The following is a 22,272-nucleotide window of genomic DNA, read 5'->3' as shown; positions in this document are numbered from 1 at the left end:
CTTCACTCAAAGACAGAGTCGCAATTATGGATTGCTTCTGTGCTGTAGCGTAATGTGACTATAAGGCAGCAGGCTAACATTAAGATAATTTTCTTTTACTGCTGCAGCTGTTAGCTTTTGACTATGAAAGTGCAGCCGCATCAGCTTGTTCCGCCAGCAAACGCACACGCGCAAAATCTTCTTCAGTAAACACACCGTTCACCCCGGAAATGGCCGCCAGTGTCATACCGTGCTTCAGACCCAATTTGTAGATCTCCCGAACTTTCTCCCATTCAATATTGCGGCCCAGGGTAAAATTCTCGAACCGCCCTTCCAGCGCCAGTACCATAGTTTCCGCCAGGCAGGCGTAGGCAATGCCTTTGGGTAAGCCTATATCTTTCATGCGGACGTTGCCGGGCAACAAGATTTCACCGGATTCGATCACCAACACATCAGGCCGTTTGGCAACGTCTTCCGCTGAAATGTCCAAAGGCCGGGCCACGTCGGTAATTACGCAGCCAGGTTTTACCTGCATGATGTCCAGCACCCGCTTACCCGCGCCAGAGGTGGCCGTCACAATCATGTCCATCTGCGCCAGATCACGATCGGCTGCGCCGGCCACGTGCACGATAGCGCCCGGGGTTTCCTGTTCAATAGCCGCTTTTAACGCCAGCAGTTTTGCCGGTTCTGGTGCCGCCAGATAAATCTCATCCACAGCTTTTGCCAGCAGGCGTGCGCACACAGAGCCAATGGCACCGGTGGCGCCAACCACCATAGCCTTGCCCTGCATTTTGCCGTTATCGCCTATTTTGGCGCGGCCAATCTTCTTCACGGCTTCGTGGGCAGCCCACAAGGCACCAGAGGCACTGTAACTATTGCCGGTGGTGATAGGCAGCGGCGCTCGCTTGGCGACGGTAATGCCGGCGTCACCCACCACTTTGGTAAACGCACCCAGCCCCATAATTTGCGCGCCCAGTTTTTTTGCCAGTTCGGCGGCAGCCAAAAGGCGGCTATAAGTAAATTCGGGGTCGTGGGCCATGATTTCTTTTGGCGTGCCACCCACGGTAATCAGATAGCCTTCCACTTCGTCGCCGGTGGGCGACTTCAAACCGGATATTTCGGAATAAATAAATGGCGGCGCATAGGCCACGGCTTTTTCGATCAGATTCATCACCGATTTGGGTGATACCGCGGCAATCAGGTCAAGCGGTGGAGTCTTGGTCAGATACTGCTGTGACAGAGGGTGAATCACAAACGCCATGCGGTTAATGCGGCGATAGCCGTCGGGGTAAAGAATGCGTGGCTCTATGCCCAGATTCTGGATGACTTCCAGATAATCATCCGGCCCCAGTTGTGCCGGCGCCCGTGAAAGAGCCGCGCTGATCATCGCCTCCATCACATTCACGCCAACCGGGCGGCCTTCCAGCCACGGACTGTAATCCACAACCATGGCCACGCCGCGGGAGCGCATCCAGTCCAGGCCGGATTCCGACACCCGCGAGGTAATCACGGTTTTGCCGTCCAGCTGTTCACGGGTGAATGGCGCCAGGTCACCCATATTGCCAACAATGACGTGGGCTTTTTTTACCGCCGACTGCAAGCCCCTTTGTACGCGTTTTTTCCCCATGCGATACAGTGGGCCGCCCAACAGCGCTTCCACAATTCTTACAGCGCTCGGGGTCTTGGCCAAAGGCGCCGTCAGCGCAACATAGCGTTCAAGCTGCGCCAGAGACGTCAGAAAACCGGGTACGCCGTACTCAAGATAAGGGTCGGCAAACTGAAAATTTTCGGTGCGCTCGCTCAAAGCGCGGGCGATGCGATAGCTGGCTTTGCTATTCAGGCACAGTACCCGGGCGTTATCAAAAAAATGCCCCAGGCTCACCTGGGTTCGGCGCACCGCCCATTCCTGCAGTATGCCCCGCAGGCCAACGCCCGTTGTTACCGATGTGTTTGGCACACAGGCTTCCAACTGCGCAGTTTGCGCGTTTATCAGGCGCTCGCGGCCGATCTGATAATGGTCATGGACCATACTCAGACCAATCGCGTCCACTTCCAAGGCCCGCAGAACCCGCTCCGCCCGCTGCGGATTTGCATTAGTTCCGGTTCGAATTACCCGAAACGGTTGCCCTAGGAAAGTGGTTTGCACATCGTAATCGTGTTCACTGGAACCCAAACTCACACTGACCACGGTTTTCTTTGCGGGCGATCCTTGTTGGTTAAAATCCAAATATCTGATATCAGATATCTGATATCAACACACTAGCTTAGACTGTTCGCGAAACCCTGCTGTTGGCCGAAATCAATTAATCGTTGATCGACGGCTGTGGCCTGATTAAGGAACTCGAACATAGGTGCCACTTCACGAATTTTTCGTGCCTGGGGCCAAAGGGCTTCGGCTTCGCTAAAACCCTGGCGTAAATAATTCATCCATTGCTTGATGCGCCCGGTTACGTACTTGTCCTCCAGCCAGCCCTGAAGTGCGACCCCGTATTCCTGCACCAGAGTCAGTGCTTCCGGCCACGTCATCAGCTCGATGCTTTCACCACGCTGGCTGGCACGAATTTGGCGTGCCAGATCAGGCCGCGCCACCAGGCCACGGCCGATCATCACGTCGTCACAGCCGGACACTTCACGACAGCGCCAGTAGTCGGCCACCGTAAAAATGTCACCGTTGGCGATGACCTTGGCCTTTACCGCTTCCCGCGCCTTGGCAATTTCTTCCCAGTAGGCAGGCGGCTTATAGCCGTCTTTTTTGCTGCGGGCGTGAATCACGATTTCGCCGGCACCGGCGGCCTCTAAAGCTTGCGCGCAGGCCACACCCATGGAACGGTCGTCGTAACCCAGGCGCATTTTGGCGGTTACTAGAACCTTCGCAGGCACAGCCTGGCGCACGGCGACAACAATTTCGTGCATCAGCTCAGGCTCGCGCATCAACACACAGCCGCCCTTATGCTTGTTTACGGTTTTGGCCGGGCAGCCAAAGTTGATATCCACCTGGGTGGCGCCCAGTTCTGCGGCTTTGGCACCGTGGCGGGCCATCATGTGCGGGTCGGAACCCAGCAGCTGAACCGCCACCGGCACACCCACACGGGTCAGCGAGTTGTTATGAAGTTCGGGGGCATACTTGTAGAAAATTCGCGGCGGCAGCATGCCGTGGGTCACACGAATAAATTCGGTTACGCACCGGTCAATACCCCCCACTTTAGTGAGAGTTTCACGGATAGGTGCATCCACCAGCCCTTCCATCGGGGCCAGAATAATTCGCATGAGCGCTCCAGAGCAGGTCAAAACAGCGGTGAAAGAGTGATAAAAAGAGTGATAAATAGACTGACAAAAAGAGCGATAACAAAAGTGGCACCGAGAATGCCAAAAAATCAGGAGATAGAGAAGAAGGGATTATACGCGTTCTATGGTTTCAAACTTGCCTTGGTCGTTGAAGCTGATGCAAAAACTGCCACGAACACCATCGTTCAAATAAAAACGGGAAAGAATTCGAGCCGGAAAACGGACAGAGCGTCCGTCCCGGGCTCGTGCGGTCACATCTTGTGCAAGGCCCTGATAGAGCTTTATCCACTCGTCAGGGCCAATGCTAATGTCCACCACAATGCGCTGCATGGATCGTGTCCGGTCTGGCTTAGTTAGCCAGCTCCAACAGCAGACGGTTCAGGCGTGTTACGTAAGCGCCTGGGTCTTTCAGCTGTTCGCCACTGGCCAGGGTAGCTTGGTCAAGCAGAACCGCAGACAGCTCGCCAAAGCGATCTTCACTCTGCTCACGCTCCAGACGCTGCACCAGCGGGTGGTCCACGTTGATTTCGAAGATCGGCTTGCTGTCTGGCACGCTCTGGCCAGCAGCTTCCATAATCTTCTTCATCTGGGCGCCCATGTCGAAATCCGCCACTACCAGGCAGGCTGGTGAATCGGTCAACCGGTTGGTTACGCGCACTTCTTGAACCCGTTCTTCCAAGGCTTTTTTGATGCGTTCGAGCAGGCCTTGATGTTCTTTGGTGGCTTCTTCCTGGTGCTTTTTGTCTTCTTCGGTTTCGACATCGCCCAGATCCAGCTCGCCGCGAGCCACGTCCTGGAACTGCTTGCTGTCGAAGTCATTGAGGTAGCCCATCATCCACTCGTCAATGCGGTCAGACAGAATCAGCACTTCAATGCCTTTCTTGCGGAACACTTCCAGGTGCGGACTGCTCTTGGCGGCCATGAAGTTGTCAGCGGTGATGTAGTAAATCTTTTTCTGGCCTTCTTTCATGCGGCCGATGTAGTGCTCCAGCGATACATTCTGAGTTTCTTCACCAGTATGAGTGGAAGCAAAACGCAGCAGACCGGCAATTTTTTCGCGGTTGCCAAAGTCTTCCGCCGGACCTTCTTTTAGCACAGCGCCAAACTCGTTCCAGAATTTCTGGAACTCGTCGCCTTCTTTCTTGGACAGCTTCGATAACATGTCCAGAACCCGCTTGGTGACCGCGGTGCGAATGCTATCGACGATGCTGTCGTTCTGCAGAATTTCACGGGACACGTTCAGCGACAGATCGCTGGAATCAATCACACCCTTGGTGAAGCGCAGGTACAGCGGCAGGAACTGTTCGGCGTCGTCCATAATGAATACGCGCTGAACGTAGAGTTTCAGGCCACGGGGTGTTTCGCGGTTGTACAGGTCAAACGGCGCGCGAGCCGGAAGGTACAACAGGCTGGTGTAATCCAGCTTGCCTTCCACTTTATTATGAGACCAGCTCAGCGGGTCTTCAAAATCGTGGGAGATGTGCTTGTAGAACTCTTTGTATTCCTGATCTTTAATTTCCGTGCGCGGCAGTGTCCAGAGCGCAGTGGCATCGTTGACGGTTTCGTCTTTGCCCTTTTGCTCTTCTTCCTCGGATTCAGACGCCATAACCACCGGGAACGAAATGTGGTCAGAGTACTTCTTCACCAGATTGCGCAGGCGCATGCCATCGGCAAATTCTTTGGCTTCCGGCTTCAACTGCAACACAATCTCGGTGCCACGCTGGGCGCGTTCAACGGTTTCGATGGTGAATTCACCGTCGCCTTTAGACGCCCAATGTACGCCTTCGGATGCGGGTGCACCGGCGCGGCGGGTAAATACGTCTACCTGGTCAGCCACAATGAATGACGAGTAAAAGCCCACACCGAACTGGCCTATCAGCTTGCTGTCTTTTTTCTCATCGCCTGACAACTGTTTAAGGAAATCCGCAGTACCGGAACGGGCAATGGTGCCCAAATTGCTGACCACGTCTTCGCGGGCCATACCAATGCCGTTGTCACTCAGGGTAACGGTATTGGCTTCGGCATCGTACGCCAGGCGGATTTTGAGTTCGGAATCGCCTTCGTACAGGCCGTCGTCTTTAAGAGCGGCGAAGCGCAGCTTGTCTTCTGCGTCAGAAGCGTTGGAAACCAGCTCGCGAAGGAAGATTTCCTTGTTGGAATACAAGGAGTGAATCATCAGCTGTAGCAGCTGCTTTACTTCGGTCTGGAAACCCAGAGTTTCTTTTTGCGATTCAACCGTCATGGTACGTGTCTCTCCTGACTACTGTGGAACGTAAAATAAGTGGCGATTTGTGCAACGCCATGGATCATGGGAGCAGAAATGGGGCCACCCGGAAGCATTTCAAGGCTAACAAGTCAGCGGATTTAACGTCAGTGAGTAGCAAGACGGAACGCCACCTATGCTATAAAGCCCTCATTACGTGTGAATTACCAGGAGCTCGCAGTGAACCCAATCACCAAATCCCAGATGTTGAAAGCCCTACTTACCGCGCTAACACTGGCTTTTACTTTGGCCGGCTGTTCAGTCAATCCGGTCACCGGGGAACGCCAACTGTCCATTATTCCAGAAAATCAGGCATTGAGCATGGGTGCCGAGCAATACAAACCGACACAGCAAACCCAGGGAGGCCTGTTTTATCTCGACCCTGAGCTGACCGTGTACGTACGCGAAGTGGGCATGAAACTGGCGGCGGTGAGCGACCGACCCGACCTGCCCTACGATTTTGTGGTGCTGAACAGCAGCGTGCCCAACGCCTGGGCCCTGCCCGGCGGCAAGATTGCCATCAATCGCGGCCTGCTGACTGCGTTCAGCGATGAAGCCCAGCTGGCCTCGGTGCTGGGCCACGAGATTGTGCACGCCGCCGCTCGCCACAGTGTGCAGCGTATGCAGCAGGCGCAGATTATAGGCTTGGGAGTGGGTGCTCTGGGCCTGGCGCTGACGGATAACGAATGGGCGGGCATGGTGATGGGCGGCGCGGCCGTTGGCGCACAACTGGCGCTGGCGCAATACAGCCAGGGTGACGAACTGGAGTCCGACTATTACGGCATCCGCTATATGAAAGCGGCCGGCTATGACCCCCAGGCCGCTGTAGAGCTGCAGCAGATTTTTCTGGAAATGTCCAAGGGCCGCAGCGCCGGATTCATCGACGGACTGTTTGCCACTCACCCGCCATCCGCCAAACGGGTGGCCGAGAACCGTAAGCTGGTGAGCGAAATCGGTAGCGGCGGCTATCGCGGTGAAGACGTATACCAGAAGAAAACCGCCCTGCTGCGAAAACTGCAACCCGCTTACGACGCCCACGACAAGGCGGTGGAATTGGCTGGCAAGAAAGAATACGCGGCGGCCATCGACAAGGTGAACCAGGCGATCAAGCTGGCCCCGCGAGAAGCGATGTTCTACAACCTGCGCGGGCGTTTGTACCAGCAGCAGGAAAATCTGGACAAAGCCGCTAAGGATTTTGACAAGGCGGTTGAGCTTTACCCGGAAATGTATGTGTACCGTATCTACAACGGCCTGAACGCTCTGGAACAAAATAACCTGGGCAAAGCCAAAGACAATCTGACCCAGGCCAACCAGTCGGTGCCTACGTCCATCGCATTTCTGCGCCTGGGAGACATTGCAGTGAAACAAAACGACCGTGGCGAGGCCGTTGCCAACTACCGCACTGCTGCCCAGGCCGGTGGTGAAATCGGCCAGGAAGCTCAGGCCAAGTTGGCGCGCCTGACCCAATAACCCGTTGATCGCAGCTTCTAAAGCCGCAGACTTAACAGCCTGCGGCTTTTTTTATGGCAAAAAATGATCACAGCCACGGTTTTGAGCGACAGCCCGGTAAGGCGGATTGACTTTATAGAGTAATCACTCTAAAAATACCCACAGTGACATTCACAATGGGTAATAACCATGGCAACAAAGCACCTTCGGCCACTGGGCTCAAAAGCCAAACGGCTGTACGTAAACATTATGTTTCAGGTAATGGGCCGGGCCTTGCAGGCGGTCAGCGAAGTGGACGACGAGGTGTGCAACGAAGCACGCCCGCTGCCCACCGGTTTTCTATTCCAGATGATGGTGATGCCCAAAGGCGCTAGCCTGTTAATAGAGCACCTCGGCGACGGGCGCTTTAAATACCACAGCGGAGAAGCGCCGCGGCCTATCGATTTATCAATAAAATTCAAACACCTGGAACACGCATTTCTGGTGCTGTCTTTTCAGGAAAAAACCTCGGTGGCCTTCGCCAACGATCGCATGTTGGTGGATGGCAACATCAGTTCCGCAGTGCGTATGACCCGCATTCTGAACCGTCTAGAGGCTTTTATTTTGCCGAAAATGGTGGCCGAGCGGGCGGTGAAAACCTACCCCCGCAATTTACATCTGCCTGAAAAACTCATCAGCGCCGCCCGAATTTATCTGAGAGTTGCGACCCATTTCATCAAAACAGCGAGAGCATCATGAACCGCCAATATTACGAGTTCTTCTGCCCGGTGAAGGTTATTGCCGGCAGAGCTGCTTTGGAGCACATTCCTTACGAACTGACCAGCATCGGGGCCAAACGCCCTATGATTGTGACCGACAAAGGCGTGCGCGCGGCTGGCCTTCTAGACCCGGTGATTGCCGCCTGCGAAGACAGCGGTTTAGAGATTGTCTGCATTTTTGATGACGTGCCACCCGATTCGTCCACCACAGTGGTGCGCACCATCGCCGCGCTCTACCGTAAAGAAAAGTGCGACTCCATCATCGCCGTAGGCGGTGGCTCGGCTATTGATACCGGTAAAGCGGCGAACATTTTGGTGTCTGAAGGCGGCGATGATCTGGCCAAGTACAGCGGTGCCGGTGTGATCAAGCATCCGTTGAATCCGTTTTTTGTGGTGCCGACAACGGCTGGAACGGGCTCGGAAGTGACCTCTGTGGCGGTGATCACCGACGAGGTAAAAGGCCTTAAACTGCCCTTTACGTCGCCATTTTTGCTGCCCAACGCGGCAATTATTGACCCGCGAATGACCATCACCCTGCCGCCGCACATCACTGCAGCCACGGCCATGGACGCCATGACTCACTCGGTGGAAGCCTTCACCTGCATGGCGAAGAACCCGCTCAGCGACGCTTATGCCACAGCAGCCATCAAAAAGGTCAGCCAGTTTCTGCCCAAGGTAATGGACAACCCCAAAGACGTCGACGGCCGCCTGGAGTTGGCGCAGGCATCGACTATGGCGGGCATCGCGTTTTCCAACTCCATGGTGGGCCTGGTACACGCACTTGGCCACGCCACGGGCGCTATCTGCCACTTGCCCCACGGCTTGTGTATGAGTCTGTACCTGCCCTACGTGCTGGAATACAACCTGGAAACCATTCGCCAGCCGTTGGGTGAGCTGTTGCTCTATTTGGACGGCCCTGAAGTGTATTCCGCTACGCCGGCCAGCCGCCGCGCCGAAGCCAGCATTGCCGCCCTTCGCAAGATTCGCAACACCCTGTACCAGCAGTGTGAATTGCCGCGTACCCTAAAAGAAAGCGGCAGGGTGACCTATGGCCAGTTGGAAGCCATTGCCCAGATGGCGCTCAACGACGGCGCTATCCTGTTCAACCCGAAAGAAGCCGATTTGGAAGACGTGCGTGCAGTATTGGAAAACGCCTGGGCCGGATAAACCCGGGCGCTGTATAAGCAGCAGCTTCGCAGCCGGAAGGCTGCGAAGCTGAAAAACTACTCAAGCCGCCGCAATAGCAGCATCGGCGACACGGTTAACACCGGGCGCAACTGCCAGCGCCCGAACAGCGCCAGTACCACGGCACTGATAAACGGAATCGGTAGCACTACCTGCCAGTGAACGCGAAAATCCCCCTCAAACATCTTCATCTGAAGGGCGAACACCGCTGCTTCCGCCGCAACAACTCCGAGAATACCGGCAAAACCTCCCAGCAACGCGAATTCCAGCATGGTTGCCCGCACCAGCAAACTCTGACGACCGCCCAGGGTACGCAGCAGCGCTCCTTCACGCTGGCGATCCTGCAGAGTGGCACTGACCACCGCCGCCATCACCACAAGCGCAGCGGCCAGAATCAACCCCAGAATAGCCTCGATAGCTTGGGTGATTTGCACCACAATCAGCTGAATTCGTTCGATGATATTGTCAACCTCAAGCACCGACACCGTGGGGAACTGGCGGGAAAACGCGTTCAGTTCGTTTTTCGCCGTTTTCGGCAAAAAGAAACTGGTGATCCAGGTGGCTGGCAACTGGCGCAGACTGCTGTCTGGCGAAAACGCCACGTAGAAGTTGGGTGTCATACTGTCCCACTGCACGGTGCGGATACTGGTCACGGTTTCAGTGATCTGCTCGGAACCGATGGTGAAGGTCAGTACGTCACCAGGCGTAATGCCAAGCTTTCCAGCCAGCTCAGACTCCACCGATACGCCGTCAGTTTTGCCCGGGGCAAACCATTCGCCATCAACAATGCGGTTGTTTTCTGGCAGCGTGTCCATCCAGGTCAGGTTCAGCTCGCGGTTCAACGCATTCACCCGCTCGTCTTTACTCACCGCCTCTTTTATCGGCTCGCCATTAAGCAACGTCAGGCGGCCGCGCACCATCGGGTACATGGCGTCCAGCGGCTGGCCGCGACTGTTCCAGAATTCATCGATATCGTCCACTGCTTGCGGGCTGATATTGACCATAAAGTGGTTAGGCGCGCCTTCGGGCAGCTGCGCGCGCCAGTCGTCCAACAGCGAGGTACGCACCAAAATCAGGGTGGTGGCCAGCATCAGCGTCATGGCGAACACCGCAATCTGCGACAAACTAGCCTGGCGATGCCGGTAAAGACCTAACAGCGCCAGGCGCCAGGCGTTGCCACCGCCCCGAACCTTGCGCAAACTCAGCACCAGCATCCAGCCCAGCAGTACCAGAGTCGCCAGCAGCAGACCAAGGCCTACCAACAGCGCAATCACCAGTTGCACATCGCCGGCGTAGGCCCACACCAGACCAAACACGCCGACGATACCAATAATAAAGTCTGGCACCAGTTCGCGCCGGGATTCACCCGGCTGACTGCGCAGCACCCGCATAGCGGCTACGTTACGCAGGCGGCGTATGGGTGGGTAAGCAAAAGCGAACAACGACACCAGAGCCGTCAAAACCGCCGGCGTTAGAGCTTTAGGGTCAAGGTAAACGTCAACGGGTTGATCCAGCACATCACCTAGTATCTGACTCAGCCCCCAGAACAGCGGTAAGGCCACCAGCAAACCACCGACCATGCCGACAACGCCCCAAACGGCCAGTCGGCGCAGGTACAAACGGCCGATGCGAGGGCTGCCGACGCCCAGAGTTTTCAGCAAAGCTACCGTATCGCGCTGCGACACGGCGTATTGACGGCTGGCCACCGCCACCGCCACCGCGGCCAGAAGCACGGCCAGGCTACCGCCCAGCAGCAGAAAGCTTTCGGCCCGCTCCAGTGACGCCGACAGAGTTTCACCGTCACGCACGCTGCGCCATTCCTGACTGGGTTGCAGCTGGGGTTGTAGCCATTGTTCGAAACCCGACAGCTCAGCCGCGTCGCCGGCAAAAAGATACACAAAGCTGACCCGACTGCCTTCTTGCAAAACGCTGGTCGATGCCACATCGGCTTGGTGCATCATCACCCGTGGCGCCAACGCTGCTAGGCTGAAGCCACCGTCAGGCTCACGCTCCAGCAGACTGCCGATCACCAACTTGCGAGTGCCCAGCTCAAGCTCATCGCCCACATTCAATTCCAGCAAGCGCAGCAAGCGCGGGTTTATCCAAACTTCACCAGGAGCTGGGCCAGATTTCAGGGTTTGCCGTGGCTCATCGAAGCCCGTGCGAATTTCGACTTCGCCACGCAGCGGGTAACCGTCGCTGACCGCTTTCACCGAAACCAGTTGGAAGTTGCCACCGCCAAACACCATGGTGGAAAACTCGGTCATTTCTGCTGTTTCCAATCCACGCTGCTGCGCCTCAATGAGCCAGGCCGGCGGCAGTGGTTGGCCGTTTTCCGATTCCAGCTGGCGGTCAGCCGCCAGGAACGAGCTGGCCGATGACACCAGAGTGCGTTGCAACTGGCTGGCAAACAACGCGATGGTGGCCACGGTGGCTACGGCAATGATCAGTGCCGCCAGCACCACCCGAACATCGCGCTCGCGCCATTCGCGGCGCACCGACTGCAATTTACCGGTGGCAGCCATCAGCTTACTGCCTTCTGGCGGGTTTCTGGCTCGCTCAGCACGCCACCCTCAATGTGGAACTGTCGGCCACAGCGGACCGCCAGCTGTTCGTCATGAGTAACCATCACCAGGGTGGTGCCCTGCTCGCGGTTCAGTGCCATCAGCAAATCCGATACGTCTTTGCCGGTACGGTTATCAAGATTGCCGGTGGGTTCATCAGCAAATAGGATCGCAGGTTCGCACGCGAAGGCGCGGGCGATAGCCACCCGCTGTTGCTCGCCACCGGATAATTGCCGCGGGGTATGCGTCAGACGTTCGCCCAGGCCGACCCGTTGCAAAAGCTCCCGGGCTCGCGCTTCGGCATTTTGGCGACCGGCCAGTTCCAGCGGCAACATCACGTTTTCAAGAGCGGTCAGAGCCGGCAATAATTGAAATGACTGAAACACAAAGCCAACTCGTTGGGCCCGCAGCGCGGCGCGTTCGTCTTCGCCCAGGGCGCTGATGTTTGCACCATCCAGCTCAATACTGCCTTCGCTCGGCGTGTCCAGCCCGGCCAGCAAGCCCAGCAAGGTGGTTTTCCCGGAGCCGGAGCGCCCGACAATAGCAACGGAGTCACCCTGATTGATTTCCAGGTTGACTCCTTGCAAAATCGTTAGCGTATTGGATTCTAGGTCCACCTTGTGTGTCAGCTTGCTGACCCGCAATATCACGTGGGGATTCGGTCGCGTCTGGTCATTAGATTGATTCACGGCTCTGGTTAATCCTGTCCTGTGGCGAAAAATTTAGGAGACTACGCAGTGTTCAAGAATACGGTTTTACTGGCGGTCAGATCATTTGCACTGCTGCTTGTGCTAGTTATGACACCTGGTTTGATCAGTGCCAACACCCTGCTGGTAATGGGCGACAGTCTAAGCGCGGCCTACGGCGTGCCGGAAGAAACCGCCTGGGTAAATTTGCTGCGCCAACGCCTGGCCGATAATGGCCACAACGACTGGAGCGTGGTAAATGCCAGCATCAGCGGCGAAACAGCCGACGGCGGAGCCCGCCGGCTGCCGGGTTTACTGAACAAGCACCAACCGCAACTGGTGATCGTGGAGCTGGGCGGCAACGATGGCCTGCGCGGTTTTCCTCCGCAGGTGATCGAAAAAAACCTGGCCTTGATGCTTAAAAACAGCCAACAGGCTGGCGCCCAAACCTTGCTGGTGGGTATGCAAATACCACCCAATTACGGCGACCGTTACACCCAAGCTTTCGCCGCTATTTTCGGAGATCTTGCACAGCGCTACAACTCCGCACTGGTGCCCTTCTTCCTGGAAGACATTTACAACGTCGACAGTTTAATGCAAAGCGATGGCATTCACCCCACAGAACCGGCCCAAAGCATTCTGTTGGACAATGTGTGGCCCCACCTGGTGCCTTTGCTTTGAGTCACCGCTAACAAACCTTTTATTTCAGGGTGTTGACTCCGGCGCTCAAAGCGAACACTATACGCGCCGGCTTGATGCTGTTCCCTGATAGCTCAGTTGGTAGAGCAACGGACTGTTAATCCGTTTGTCGCTGGTTCGAGCCCAGCTCGGGGAGCCAATTATTTTAAAATGCCGCTGATACGAAAGAATCAGCGGCATTTTTCATTCTGGCCTTCAAAAAACCTGAGGGCTTTGATAAAAACCGGTCAATACTTTGAACAACGTATAGGCGTCGTCGGCACCAATCATCTCGCGAATGGAATGCATACCAAGCTGGGGCACACCAATATCCAGGGTCGTCACACCCAGATTCGCGGCCGTCAGCGGCCCTATGGTGCTGCCACAGCCCATATCGCTGCGCACCACGAAGGTCTGGTGGGGCAGGCCCAACTGGTCGCTCAGATGACGATACACCGCCGCCGAACGGCTGTTGGTCGCATAACGCTGATTGTGATTTACTTTGATTACCGGACCAGCATTTAGCTCAGGGCCATGATTCTCGTCGTGCTTGTCCATAAAATTCGGATGGATGCCGTGGGCGTTGTCCGCCGAAATCATCATTGAGTGGGCAATCGCACGACTTTTTCCTGCGCCACACCAGCGCTCCAGCACCGAACTTAAAAAAGGCCCCTGGGCACCTTCGGCAGACATACTGCCCACTTCTTCGTGGTCGTTGCACACAAGTAACGCCGGCTGTTCACCGCTTGTTTCCAGCAATGCTTGCAAGCCGATGTAACAGCTCAACAAGTTATCCAGCCGCGCTGACGCAATAAAGTTATCGCGCAGACCTACAAAGCCCGCTTGCTGCACATCGTAAAAGCTCAGTTCATAGCCCAGAATACGCTCTGCAGTAACGCCCTTCTCTGCTTTCAGCTGAGTGATCAGCAGGCTGGCAAAATCGGTGGTGTCGTCTTCAGGCACCTGCATCAGCACCGGTGGCAAGTCGGTTTGCGGGTTCACCGTGCGGTTGCTGTTGGCTTCGCGGTCCAGATGAATGGCCAGGCTGGGTATAAACGCCACCGGTTTGCGGAAGTCGATCAGCGCATCTTGCACTTGCCCGTGGCCGTCGACGTAAGTGACTCGCCCGGCCAGAGAAAGATCGCGATCAAACCACGGATTCAGCAACGCACCGCCGTAGACTTCAACACCCAGTTGCAAGAAGCCTTTGCGACGGAGTACCGGATTGGGCTTTACTTTCAGGCACGGGCTGTCAGTGTGAGCGCCAACCATGCGCACGCCGGCTTTGGTTGTGTCCGTATTGCCAGTACGAAAGGCCACAATCGACGAGCCGTTGCGAATGACGTAATAACCAGTGCCGGCTTGCAGTGACCAGTCGTCTTTTTCATCCAGCGAATGAAACCCCGCGCTGTCGAGCTGCTTTTTCATGGTAGCGACAGCGTGCCACGGCGTTGGTGAGTGGTTCAGAAACGAAAGCAGATCGTTGTTGAAATCAATATGTTCCATGGTGTCCTTAATTCAATAATAATAGTGGCAACAGTGTGCCATGCAGACCCAGATACTCAATCCTACAGGAGCCTAGCCCTTGGCCAAACCGTGTTTTCTCGATATTGAATACTATCAGAATGACGACACCCTATTCCCCACTGCCATGGCCTGGTCACTGGTGGATGGCACCATGAAAACCGTGGTTATTGCACCAGAAGACGACTGGCTGCCAGAAGACGGCGACACCGGCGATATCGACCTGAACTACCTTGAAGAACAGGGCGTGCCACTGATAGAACTGACCCGCGAACTGCACCAAGACTTGCCTGACCAGACGGTTTACGTAGACGGTCTGGATCCGGACGAAATTCTGATCGACCGAATTTTCGCGGCGATCGGCCAAGATGCGCCTTTTGAAATCGCACCGATCACCGACCTGATCACCGGCGTAGACAGCGAAACCCTGGAAGACGAACGCCGCGCCCTGCTGATCGAAGAAGGCCTGGAACCGCAGCTGCCGGAAAACGGCGTGTATGCGCTGCTAATGTTGGCCCAACACTACGGCGTACTGGGCGACGACGAATTCACCGAAGAGACGGATTCCGAGAAGACGGATTCCTAGGGGACGGATTTTAAATCCGTCCCCGGTCTGGCCCTGTCCCCTCAGCCTTAGCCAACGTAGAAATCACCCGCTTCTCGCGCTTGCAGCGGGTGGCGAATGTTCCAGCAGCGGTGGATGCGCGGATTGCGCTGAAAATCCTTGTCTATGGTGCTTTGGCTGACTTCTTCCACTGCAAACTCCGCGCTGATTTCGTCGTCTAGCTTGAAACGGCGAAAGTTGTTGGAGAACACCAGCAAACCGTCATTGGTCAGGCGCTGCATGGCCTGGCGAATCAGCTTGGCGTGGTCTTTCTGAATATCGAGAACCCCAATCATTTTCGCCGAGTTGGAAAAAGTGGGTGGGTCCATAAAAATCAAATCGAAACGCTGGTCAGGTTTAGGCTTGCTTGCCAACCACGCCAGACAATCTACGGCATCCACCTGATGTTTTTTCGGATCAGCGTGGTTCAGTTCCAGGTTATCTTTAGCCCAGCTAACATAGGTGTGGGACATATCCAGGCTCAAAGAGCGGCTGGCACCGCCGGCAATCGCGTGTACCGTGGCCGCGCCTGTGTAACAGAACAAATTCAGAAAGCGTTTGCCGCGGGCATTCTGCTGAATCCACTGGCGCAGCGGACGGTGGTCCAGAAACAGACCGGTATCCAGATAGTCTTTCAAATTCACTTTTAGCGTGCAGCCGTGTTCCTGCACCTGGAAAAACTCACCGCTGGCCGCCTGCTTTTCATACTGATTGGTGCCGGTTTGACGAAGTCGTTGCTTGCACACCAGGCGATCGCGGGGAATGCCAAGCGCCTCGGGGATTACCGCCAACGCTTCTGACAGGCGTTCACGAGCTGCACGTTCGTCGATGGTCTTGGGCGCCATGTATTCCTGCACGTGCACCCAGTCATTGTAGATATCAATCGCCACTGAGTATTCGGGCATGTCGGCATCGTACAGGCGGTAGCAGCTGATGTTCTGTTTACGTGCCCACTGGCCAATGCTTTTGACGTTCTTTTTCAGGCGGTTCGCCAGCATGGCGGCGCGCTCTTCGTTGGTAATACGCGGCAGGATTTCACCCGGCGCTGCCGGATCTTTCGGAATACGTGCGCTGGCCTCGTCTACTGTGAACAGCAGCAGCTGTGCCGGCAGTTTGCCGTTGAACAGCTTGTACTGTTTGAAACTGCGCAGGCCAATGGATTTACCGAATTCCGGCGCCCCGGTAAACACGCCCAGGCGCCAGTTTGGCGTTACCCGTTTTACCGCCGCGCCTAAGGCCTGATAAATTTCCGCCAGTGACTTGCGCTCGCTCAAGCGCTCGCCGTAAGGAGGGTTGGTCACTACCAGGCCCTGTTCAGCCCAGTCACCAGTGAGCTCAAGCTCTTGCAGCGGTATTTCTGTAAGCTCAATAATGCTGTCTAGCCCCGCCCGCTGCAGGTTGTTACGCGCCGTTGACAATACCCGGCGGTCTTCATCAAAACCGGCAATACGCGGTATCCGACCTTGTTTACCAGCATGGGCACGACGTTCCACTTCCTGGCGCAGCGACATCCACAGCTCGGCGTCGTGGCCCAGCCATTTTTCGAAACCAAAACCGTCCTGGCGCCGTCCCGGCGCGATATCCAGAGCCATCAGCGCAGCTTCAATCAACAACGTGCCGGAACCACACATCGGGTCTATAAAATCACCGCCGGCGGCGACAATTTCGGGCCAACCGGAACGTATCAACAGCGCAGCTGCCAGGTTTTCTTTCAGCGGCGCCCGACCCTGCTCTTCGCGATAGCCGCGTTGATGAAGGCTGTGACCACTCAAATCAATACCAAGGGTTAATTGGCCGCGGTGCAAACGCGCAGACACAATCACATCCGGGGTTTTGCCTTCGACTGCAGGGCGCTTGCCACCGTTAGCCGTAAAGCGATCGACAATGCCGTCTTTCACCCGCTGAGCGCCATACTGAGTATTGCGAATAGCTTCGTTCTCGCCAATAAAATTCACTTTGAAGCTGCCATTAACGGCAATGTGCTGCTGCCAGTCCAGATGCACTACGCCGTCATACAGTTCATCATCACTGGTTGCAGCGACTTCTGCCACGTGCAGGATCACCCGATTGGCCAGGCGTGACCACATGCAAGCGCGGTATCCCCCTTCCAATGTGCCTTCAACCCACACACCGGCAGGCGCGTGACGAACCAGGCTCAGGCCAAAGCCGTCCAGCTCGTCCGCCAGCAAATATTCAACGCCTTTTGGGCAGGTTACAAAAAAGAGGGGTAGGGACAAGTGGAACTCCTGGTTTTGTCGGGACGGCTAAGTTTCTGGAATTGTTCTCATTAACCACTTTCAGGCTAATTTTTATGCACATAAGATCTATAGAATAATATTTTTAGACTAAAATAGTCTTGTACTTTGAAGGTCACTTCGGCCTACCTTGTACCTGACGCGTCGTTTCGGGGCAATAGCCCCCAGTAACAGGATCCTGACTGCTCTGGTGAGAGCTGGCAATAGTGGGTTGTAGCGAAAACCATTTCGCCACTCCGTTTGTCGACACCTCTGCAGAATGTGTACACGCTTGTTTCTGTTAATCCATCAGTGAGGAACGGCATGAAAAGACAGAAAAGAGACATGGTCGCTCGAGCATTCAAGCGGGGGTACCTCGCAGGAGTGTCCGGTAAATCGAAAGACAGCTGCCCCATTGAACAGGCTGAAGTTCGTCAAGAATGGCTAAATGGGTGGCGAGAAGGCCGCACAGATCAATGGGATGGTATGACCGGTGTCTCTGGCATCCATCGATTAGCCACCGTCACCACTGCGTGATGGACGTAGTGGCGAAGTTTAACATTAAAGACAGTACTTAATTGAGTTCGGTGTTTACCCAAAACCCACAAATCGGAGAGATCTGAAAACTGGACGAGTAATCGATAAAACCGAACGGGGCCACCCGCCCCGTAAAATCGCGGTAAACCGCAGGGGACTGTAGTTCCCCATAAAGGGCTCGCTCAGCGGGCCCTTTTTTATGAGCAACATTTAGGTTTTATGGATAACATTTGGGCATTACCTCAACCCAGCGCTTTAATCGCCGCTGCGGCTTCGCCAATCAGCCCAGGACCTTTGTATATAAAGCCGGTATAAATTTGCACCAATTTGGCACCCGCCTGAATTTTCTCCGCCGCGCTGGCGCCATCGGTAATTCCGCCCACACCAATAATCGGCAGCCGTTCACCCAACTCGGCGTACAGTCCGCGAATAACGCGTAATGAGGGTTCGCGCACCGGCGCACCGCTTAAGCCACCGGGTTCATTACAGTGCTCATGGCCGGCCACGGCTTCGCGGCTTATGGTTGTGTTAGTAGCAACCACCCCATCCAGTCCACTTTCCACCAGCGCTGTTGAAACAAAGCGTATGCCGGCGTCGTCCATATCCGGTGCAATTTTCACCGCTATGGGCACATAGCGGCCATGCTCTTTTTCACAGCTGAGTTGCTCATCTTTTACAGCGGCCAGTAACTGCTTCAGCGAATCACCAAATTGCAGATCCCGCAGGCCTGGTGTATTGGGCGATGAAACGTTGACCGTAATATAGTCGGCACGGTTATACACGGCGGTGATGCACTTGCGGTAATCCAGCGCTGAATCTTGCTCCGGGGTGTTTTTATTCTTACCCACATTGATACCCAACACACCGGAAAACTTGCGGCGATCTACCTGAGCCAGTAAGTGCCCCAAGCCTTGGTTATTAAAACCCATACGGTTAATAATGGCCTGGTGTTCGGGCAAGCGAAACATGCGGGGCTCGGGATTACCCGGCTGAGCCAAGGGTGTGACGGTACCCACTTCAATAAAGCCAAAGCCGAGATCACCCAAAGCGTCCATATGATCGGCATTTTTATCCAGCCCCGCTGCCAGTCCCACCGGGTTGGGAAACTCAAGACCCATCACTGTTACCGGATGCGCGGGAACCGCAGGCGCCAAATGCTTTAATACGCCCAACCGATGGGCCATATCCAGCCCTTTCAAGCTAAGATTGTGCGCCCGCTCTGGCGGCAACTTGAACAGCAGGTTGCGAATAATCCCGTACATCAAAACACCCTCAAATACACTCGCTAAAAATTTGTGTGAGGAGTATACCGGAAGTTTTCCACAGCATCCTGCGCGGTTGGGGTATGGTTTGAATTTCGTCGTAACTGATTGTCTGGTTGGCTCCACTCAGGCTTGTCCACGGAATCTGTGGATAACTCTGTTGAAAATGCCGGTGTAACACGTTCCACGCCTTGCAAGCAGCGCCCGACTACAGATTGGTCACTTTTTAACCAGTTAAAATTTCCTTTATTTTCATAGATCTATATACTTCGCAATCGACACTTTTTTAAAATAATAAAACATGTTGGCTGCCAACCGGTTTACACTCTTGTGCATAAAATCAACAGAAAACCCGCTGTTTTTAATCAATATACGCGGTACTACGACTACACTTTGGCGACATCTGAAATACCTCGCCACTCTCCGCTGGTTTATTCCAGCTAACCGGCACGACTTGGTTTGTATTGTTAATACGCGCTTTGGAGCATTCGCTATGGAACACACAACACCGGCACCCGCTGACAAATACGCCAACCTGGGCAATGAAAAACGGGCCGCCAGCCGGGTGACCGTGATTGGTATGGTGCTGGACGCTATCCTGGGGCTGTTCAAGATGGTGGTAGGCACCCTGTTCCATTCTCACGCGCTGGTGGTGGATGGCATCCACTCGTTCACGGACGTGGCCTCTGATTTGATGGTGCTGGGTGTGATGCGGATATCGCGGCAGGCACCGGATGAAGATCACCCCTATGGCCATCAACGCATTGAGACGTTTGGCACCTTGTTAATGGGCAGCCTGCTAATTGCAGTTGGCGCCGCCCTGGCCTGGGAAAACGTGCAACGGCTATTCACAGACGACATAACCTTCACGCCGGGCTGGCCGGTGCTGGTTGTCGCGCTGTTGTCGGTGGTGGGCAAAGAATGGATTTTTCGCTACACCCGTAAGGTGGGCCAGGAAATACGTTCAGATCTGATCATTGCCAACGCCTGGCATAGCCGTACCGATGCTTTCTCTTCAGGCATTGTAGTGTTGTCGACCATTGGCGCCATGCTGGGCTATTTGTGGCTAGATACGCTAGCAGCAGTTGTTGTAGCAGGCATTATCATCCATGTGGGCTGGAGCTTTGGCTGGAGTTCTATGAAAGAACTGGTCGACACCGGCCTTTCTGTTGAAGACACCGATCGATTGCTTGCCATTGCCAGTGATATCGACGGCGTTCGTGATGTGCACGAACTGCGCAGCAGGCGCATGGGCGACGATATTCTATTGGATGTGCATTTGGTGGTACGCCCGGATGTCAGCGTATCGGAAGGGCACCAGGTGGGAATGCGCGTGGTCGGCGCCATGCGCAAAGAACTGGATAATATTCGCGACATCAACTTTCACATTGATGCAGAAGACGATGAAAGCTACCACCCGACGTCTTCGTTGATGCCCTCTCGCAAAATCATTCAGAAGACCATACATACGATCACACCTGAAGCGCCTACTGGTAATCGGCTGCGGCTGCACTACCTGAAGAACAAGGTGCATCTGGAGCTATTTCTGGACGGCAGCGAGGGCGATTTCGACAGCGCCGGGCTACGCACACAGCTCGCCGAGTTCCCCTGGTTTGGCAGCCTAAGGGTGTGGCAGACCGCCGACTGAGCGGCGACCTGTAAACGATTTTTTACTTCTTAACGGCTTAGCGACTGCGGTTGGCTTCCATCCGCGACAGGAATTCCTGCATGATCAGGGTGTACAGCTCACCGCCCAGGAACAGATCTTCCACCCCGGCGTCAATGCTGGGGTTGTCGTTCACCTCAATCACCGCTACCCGGTTACCAGACTGTTTGATGTCTACACCGTACAGGCCGTTACCGATCAGACGGGTTGCATTCAGCGCCGCCTGAATCACATTGCGCGGCACCTCATAGGTGGGCATGGTTTCAAAACCGCCGCTGTTGCTGCTGGATTCCGTGTGTTGGTAGATTTGCCAGTGGCCCTTCACCATCAGGTACTTGCAGGCGTAAATGGCACGCCCACCCAATACGCCGATGCGCCAATCGTAGTCTGTGTAAAAATATTCCTGAGCCAGTACCAGCGCCGACTGCTTGAACAGTTCCCTCAAGCCTTCGCGCAGAGATTTTTCATCTTCGGCCTTGTTAACGCCGCGGGAAAAGGCGCCGTCGGGTATTTTGATGACCGCCGGGAAGCCCAACTCACTGATGACCTGCTCTACCGCGTCTTTCTGGTCTTTCGACAGAATCAGAGTTTTTGGCGTGGGCACCTTGTTGTTTTTTAACAGGTCGGCCAAGTACACCTTGTTGGTACAACGCAGAATCGACACCGGATCATCAATAACGACCAGCCCTTCGGCTTCGGCCTTGCGGGCAAAGCGGTAGGTGTGATGGTCAATAGCGGTGGTTTCGCGAATAAACAGACCGTCGTACTCTGGAATGCGCATGTAGTCGCGACGGGTGATCTGCTCTACGTTAATGCCCAGCTTGCGACCGGCTTTTTCGAAGCGTTTGAGGGCTTCTTTGTCACTGGGAGGCATCTCCTCATCTGGGTTCACCAGAATGGCCAGATCAAAACGATAGTTTCGGCGGGCACGGGGCTTGCGCCACACCATACCGCTGAAACGATCCAGCGAGCTGGCAAACACGTCTTGCTCCTGTTCCTGCAAATCTACCGGCGCGGCCGGCTTCATGGATTCGATTTGCCAGGTTTTACGGCGTTTGAACACCACTTCCAGAATCGGACACGGGAAGCGATCAAACAGCGCACGCGCTACCGGTTTTAATTCCGGTTGGGACGACTCGCCAAAATACGTGCGTATACGCACTTCCTTCGCAGAATGAGAATTCTCCGCTGTAGGCACAATGGCCGCATCCAGCCATTCAATCACGCTGGCGTCCAGCTGTTCTAGCTGCAACGAAAACAGGCCTTTGCGGCTCAAGTCGTTCAGCGTTATCACCGAAGGCACTACGTTGTGGCCGCGGGCTTCTGCAAGCAGCGAACAGTAATAGCCACGGCTAAGGTAGCGGGCGCTCTGGCACAGGTTGATCACTCGCACGCGACTCGAAGCCGGCGCAGAGAATTGCAGGTACTGATCAAAAGTCAGCACATCGGAACTGGGATAATAAGGCGCCCAGTCTTTGGCGCGATCTACCACAATCAACAATCGAGACATATTCGGGCGCTACCTTCAAAGGACGGCATCCAGCGGACGACATCGGTACATTTTCGCAACAATACGCGGCAATTCAGTGCGCTACAAT

General features: G+C 55.1%; 17 protein-coding genes and 1 tRNA gene. 8 read left to right on the top strand and 10 right to left on the bottom strand.

The features are described 5' to 3' along the window. Positions 1 to 121: 121 nt before the first annotated feature. The 4 genes from ATI45_RS02245 to htpG all read right to left on the bottom strand — a co-directional run bounded on the left by ATI45_RS02245 (position 122) and on the right by htpG (position 5,506). Positions 122 to 2,158, bottom strand: a complete 2,037-nt coding sequence (locus ATI45_RS02245; RefSeq protein WP_228735912.1) for a dehydrogenase — start codon at positions 2,156 to 2,158, stop codon at positions 122 to 124. 80 nt (positions 2,159 to 2,238) lie between these two features. Beyond that, the gene (locus ATI45_RS02240; protein ID WP_098418093.1) at positions 2,239 to 3,246 is read right to left on the bottom strand and encodes a tRNA dihydrouridine synthase; all 1,008 of its coding nucleotides are present in this window, start codon (positions 3,244 to 3,246) and stop codon (positions 2,239 to 2,241) included. A 129-nt stretch (positions 3,247 to 3,375) separates the two neighbouring features. Then, positions 3,376 to 3,594 carry a DUF2835 domain-containing protein gene (locus ATI45_RS02235; RefSeq protein ID WP_007351010.1) on the bottom strand — a complete coding sequence of 73 codons (219 nt, stop codon included), beginning with the start codon at positions 3,592 to 3,594 and terminating at the stop codon, positions 3,376 to 3,378. A 19-nt stretch (positions 3,595 to 3,613) separates the two neighbouring features. Beyond that, positions 3,614 to 5,506: a molecular chaperone HtpG gene (gene htpG / locus ATI45_RS02230; protein ID WP_098418092.1), complete on the bottom strand. Its 1,893-nt coding sequence runs from the start codon at positions 5,504 to 5,506 to the stop codon at positions 3,614 to 3,616. Positions 5,507 to 5,707: 201 nt separating this feature from the next. On the opposite strand from htpG, the gene ATI45_RS02225 reads away from it, so the two are divergent. The 3 genes from ATI45_RS02225 (at position 5,708) to ATI45_RS02215 (ending at position 8,901) form a co-directional block, all read left to right on the top strand. Beyond that, the gene (locus tag ATI45_RS02225) at positions 5,708 to 6,997 is read left to right on the top strand and encodes a M48 family metalloprotease (RefSeq protein ID WP_098418091.1); all 1,290 of its coding nucleotides are present in this window, start codon (positions 5,708 to 5,710) and stop codon (positions 6,995 to 6,997) included. A gap of 168 nt (positions 6,998 to 7,165) precedes the next feature. After that, positions 7,166 to 7,714 carry a hypothetical protein gene (locus tag ATI45_RS02220; RefSeq protein WP_098418090.1) on the top strand — a complete coding sequence of 183 codons (549 nt, stop codon included), beginning with the start codon at positions 7,166 to 7,168 and terminating at the stop codon, positions 7,712 to 7,714. Continuing rightward, positions 7,711 to 8,901, top strand: coding sequence for an iron-containing alcohol dehydrogenase (locus tag ATI45_RS02215; RefSeq protein WP_098418089.1), 1,191 nt, complete (start codon positions 7,711 to 7,713; stop codon positions 8,899 to 8,901). Before ATI45_RS02220 ends, ATI45_RS02215 begins: the two co-directional genes overlap by 4 nt. Before the next feature lie 56 nt (positions 8,902 to 8,957). On the opposite strand, the gene ATI45_RS02210 is transcribed toward ATI45_RS02215, so the two are convergent. Continuing rightward, positions 8,958 to 11,444: an ABC transporter permease gene (locus tag ATI45_RS02210; RefSeq protein ID WP_098418088.1), complete on the bottom strand. Its 2,487-nt coding sequence runs from the start codon at positions 11,442 to 11,444 to the stop codon at positions 8,958 to 8,960. Next, positions 11,444 to 12,172 (bottom strand): ABC transporter ATP-binding protein, encoded by a 729-nt coding sequence (locus ATI45_RS02205; RefSeq protein WP_098418087.1) that lies wholly within the window; start codon positions 12,170 to 12,172, stop codon positions 11,444 to 11,446. The genes ATI45_RS02210 and ATI45_RS02205 overlap by 1 nt, the downstream gene beginning before the upstream one ends. Positions 12,173 to 12,220: 48 nt before the next feature. Between ATI45_RS02205 and ATI45_RS02200 the strand changes: the two genes are divergently transcribed. Both ATI45_RS02200 and ATI45_RS02195 read left to right on the top strand, forming a co-directional pair. Then, the gene (locus ATI45_RS02200; protein WP_098418086.1) at positions 12,221 to 12,850 is read left to right on the top strand and encodes an arylesterase; all 630 of its coding nucleotides are present in this window, start codon (positions 12,221 to 12,223) and stop codon (positions 12,848 to 12,850) included. An 81-nt stretch (positions 12,851 to 12,931) separates the two neighbouring features. After that, positions 12,932 to 13,007 (top strand) — tRNA-Asn (locus tag ATI45_RS02195). A 56-nt stretch (positions 13,008 to 13,063) separates the two neighbouring features. Here ATI45_RS02195 and ATI45_RS02190 read toward each other — a convergent pair. Further along, entirely contained in the window at positions 13,064 to 14,353 is a 1,290-nt protein-coding gene (locus ATI45_RS02190) for a M18 family aminopeptidase (RefSeq protein WP_098418085.1), read from the bottom strand. A gap of 79 nt (positions 14,354 to 14,432) precedes the next feature. On the opposite strand from ATI45_RS02190, the gene ATI45_RS02185 reads away from it, so the two are divergent. Next, positions 14,433 to 14,957, top strand: coding sequence for a hypothetical protein (locus ATI45_RS02185; RefSeq protein ID WP_098418084.1), 525 nt, complete (start codon positions 14,433 to 14,435; stop codon positions 14,955 to 14,957). Positions 14,958 to 15,004: 47 nt separating this feature from the next. On the opposite strand, the gene rlmKL is transcribed toward ATI45_RS02185, so the two are convergent. After that, complete coding sequence (gene rlmKL / locus ATI45_RS02180) at positions 15,005 to 17,212, bottom strand: bifunctional 23S rRNA (guanine(2069)-N(7))-methyltransferase RlmK/23S rRNA (guanine(2445)-N(2))-methyltransferase RlmL (RefSeq protein WP_098418083.1); 2,208 nt, start codon at positions 17,210 to 17,212, stop codon at positions 15,005 to 15,007. Between the two features lie 321 nt (positions 17,213 to 17,533). On the opposite strand from rlmKL, the gene rmf reads away from it, so the two are divergent. Further along, positions 17,534 to 17,746, top strand: coding sequence for a ribosome modulation factor (gene rmf / locus ATI45_RS02175; RefSeq protein WP_098418082.1), 213 nt, complete (start codon positions 17,534 to 17,536; stop codon positions 17,744 to 17,746). Between the two features lie 242 nt (positions 17,747 to 17,988). Here the strand turns inward: rmf and ATI45_RS02170 are convergent, their stop codons facing one another. Then, positions 17,989 to 19,008, bottom strand: a complete 1,020-nt coding sequence (locus tag ATI45_RS02170; protein WP_098418081.1) for a quinone-dependent dihydroorotate dehydrogenase — start codon at positions 19,006 to 19,008, stop codon at positions 17,989 to 17,991. A 493-nt stretch (positions 19,009 to 19,501) separates the two neighbouring features. Here ATI45_RS02170 and ATI45_RS02165 point away from each other — a divergent pair, with 493 nt between their 5' ends. Continuing rightward, positions 19,502 to 20,656, top strand: a complete 1,155-nt coding sequence (locus ATI45_RS02165; RefSeq protein WP_098418080.1) for a cation diffusion facilitator family transporter — start codon at positions 19,502 to 19,504, stop codon at positions 20,654 to 20,656. 37 nt (positions 20,657 to 20,693) lie between these two features. Here ATI45_RS02165 and ATI45_RS02160 read toward each other — a convergent pair whose 3' ends face one another. Beyond that, entirely contained in the window at positions 20,694 to 22,184 is a 1,491-nt protein-coding gene (locus tag ATI45_RS02160) for a RimK family protein (protein WP_098418079.1), read from the bottom strand. Positions 22,185 to 22,272: the final 88 nt, after the last annotated feature.

The sequence above is a fragment of the Marinobacter sp. LV10MA510-1 genome (assembly GCF_002563885.1).
In the GTDB taxonomy this organism is placed as follows: domain Bacteria; phylum Pseudomonadota; class Gammaproteobacteria; order Pseudomonadales; family Oleiphilaceae; genus Marinobacter.
This window is presented reverse-complemented; position numbering and strand designations above follow the sequence as displayed.

Bases quoted from the DNA above. Each gene is read 5' to 3' on its own strand.
- htpG (WP_098418092.1), bottom strand. From the start codon at position 5,506: ATGACGGTTGAATCGCAAAAAGAAACTCTGGGTTTCCAGACCGAAGTA.
- ATI45_RS02160 (WP_098418079.1), bottom strand. From the start codon at position 22,184: ATGTCTCGATTGTTGATTGTGGTAGATCGCGCCAAAGACTGGGCGCCT.
- ATI45_RS02215 (WP_098418089.1), top strand. From the start codon at position 7,711: ATGAACCGCCAATATTACGAGTTCTTCTGCCCGGTGAAGGTTATTGCC.
- ATI45_RS02235 (WP_007351010.1), bottom strand. From the start codon at position 3,594: ATGCAGCGCATTGTGGTGGACATTAGCATTGGCCCTGACGAGTGGATA.
- rmf (WP_098418082.1), top strand. From the start codon at position 17,534: ATGAAAAGACAGAAAAGAGACATGGTCGCTCGAGCATTCAAGCGGGGG.
- ATI45_RS02240 (WP_098418093.1), bottom strand. From the start codon at position 3,246: ATGCGAATTATTCTGGCCCCGATGGAAGGGCTGGTGGATGCACCTATC.
- ATI45_RS02210 (WP_098418088.1), bottom strand. From the start codon at position 11,444: ATGGCTGCCACCGGTAAATTGCAGTCGGTGCGCCGCGAATGGCGCGAG.
- ATI45_RS02190 (WP_098418085.1), bottom strand. From the start codon at position 14,353: ATGGAACATATTGATTTCAACAACGATCTGCTTTCGTTTCTGAACCAC.
- ATI45_RS02170 (WP_098418081.1), bottom strand. From the start codon at position 19,008: ATGTACGGGATTATTCGCAACCTGCTGTTCAAGTTGCCGCCAGAGCGG.
- ATI45_RS02165 (WP_098418080.1), top strand. From the start codon at position 19,502: ATGGAACACACAACACCGGCACCCGCTGACAAATACGCCAACCTGGGC.
- ATI45_RS02220 (WP_098418090.1), top strand. From the start codon at position 7,166: ATGGCAACAAAGCACCTTCGGCCACTGGGCTCAAAAGCCAAACGGCTG.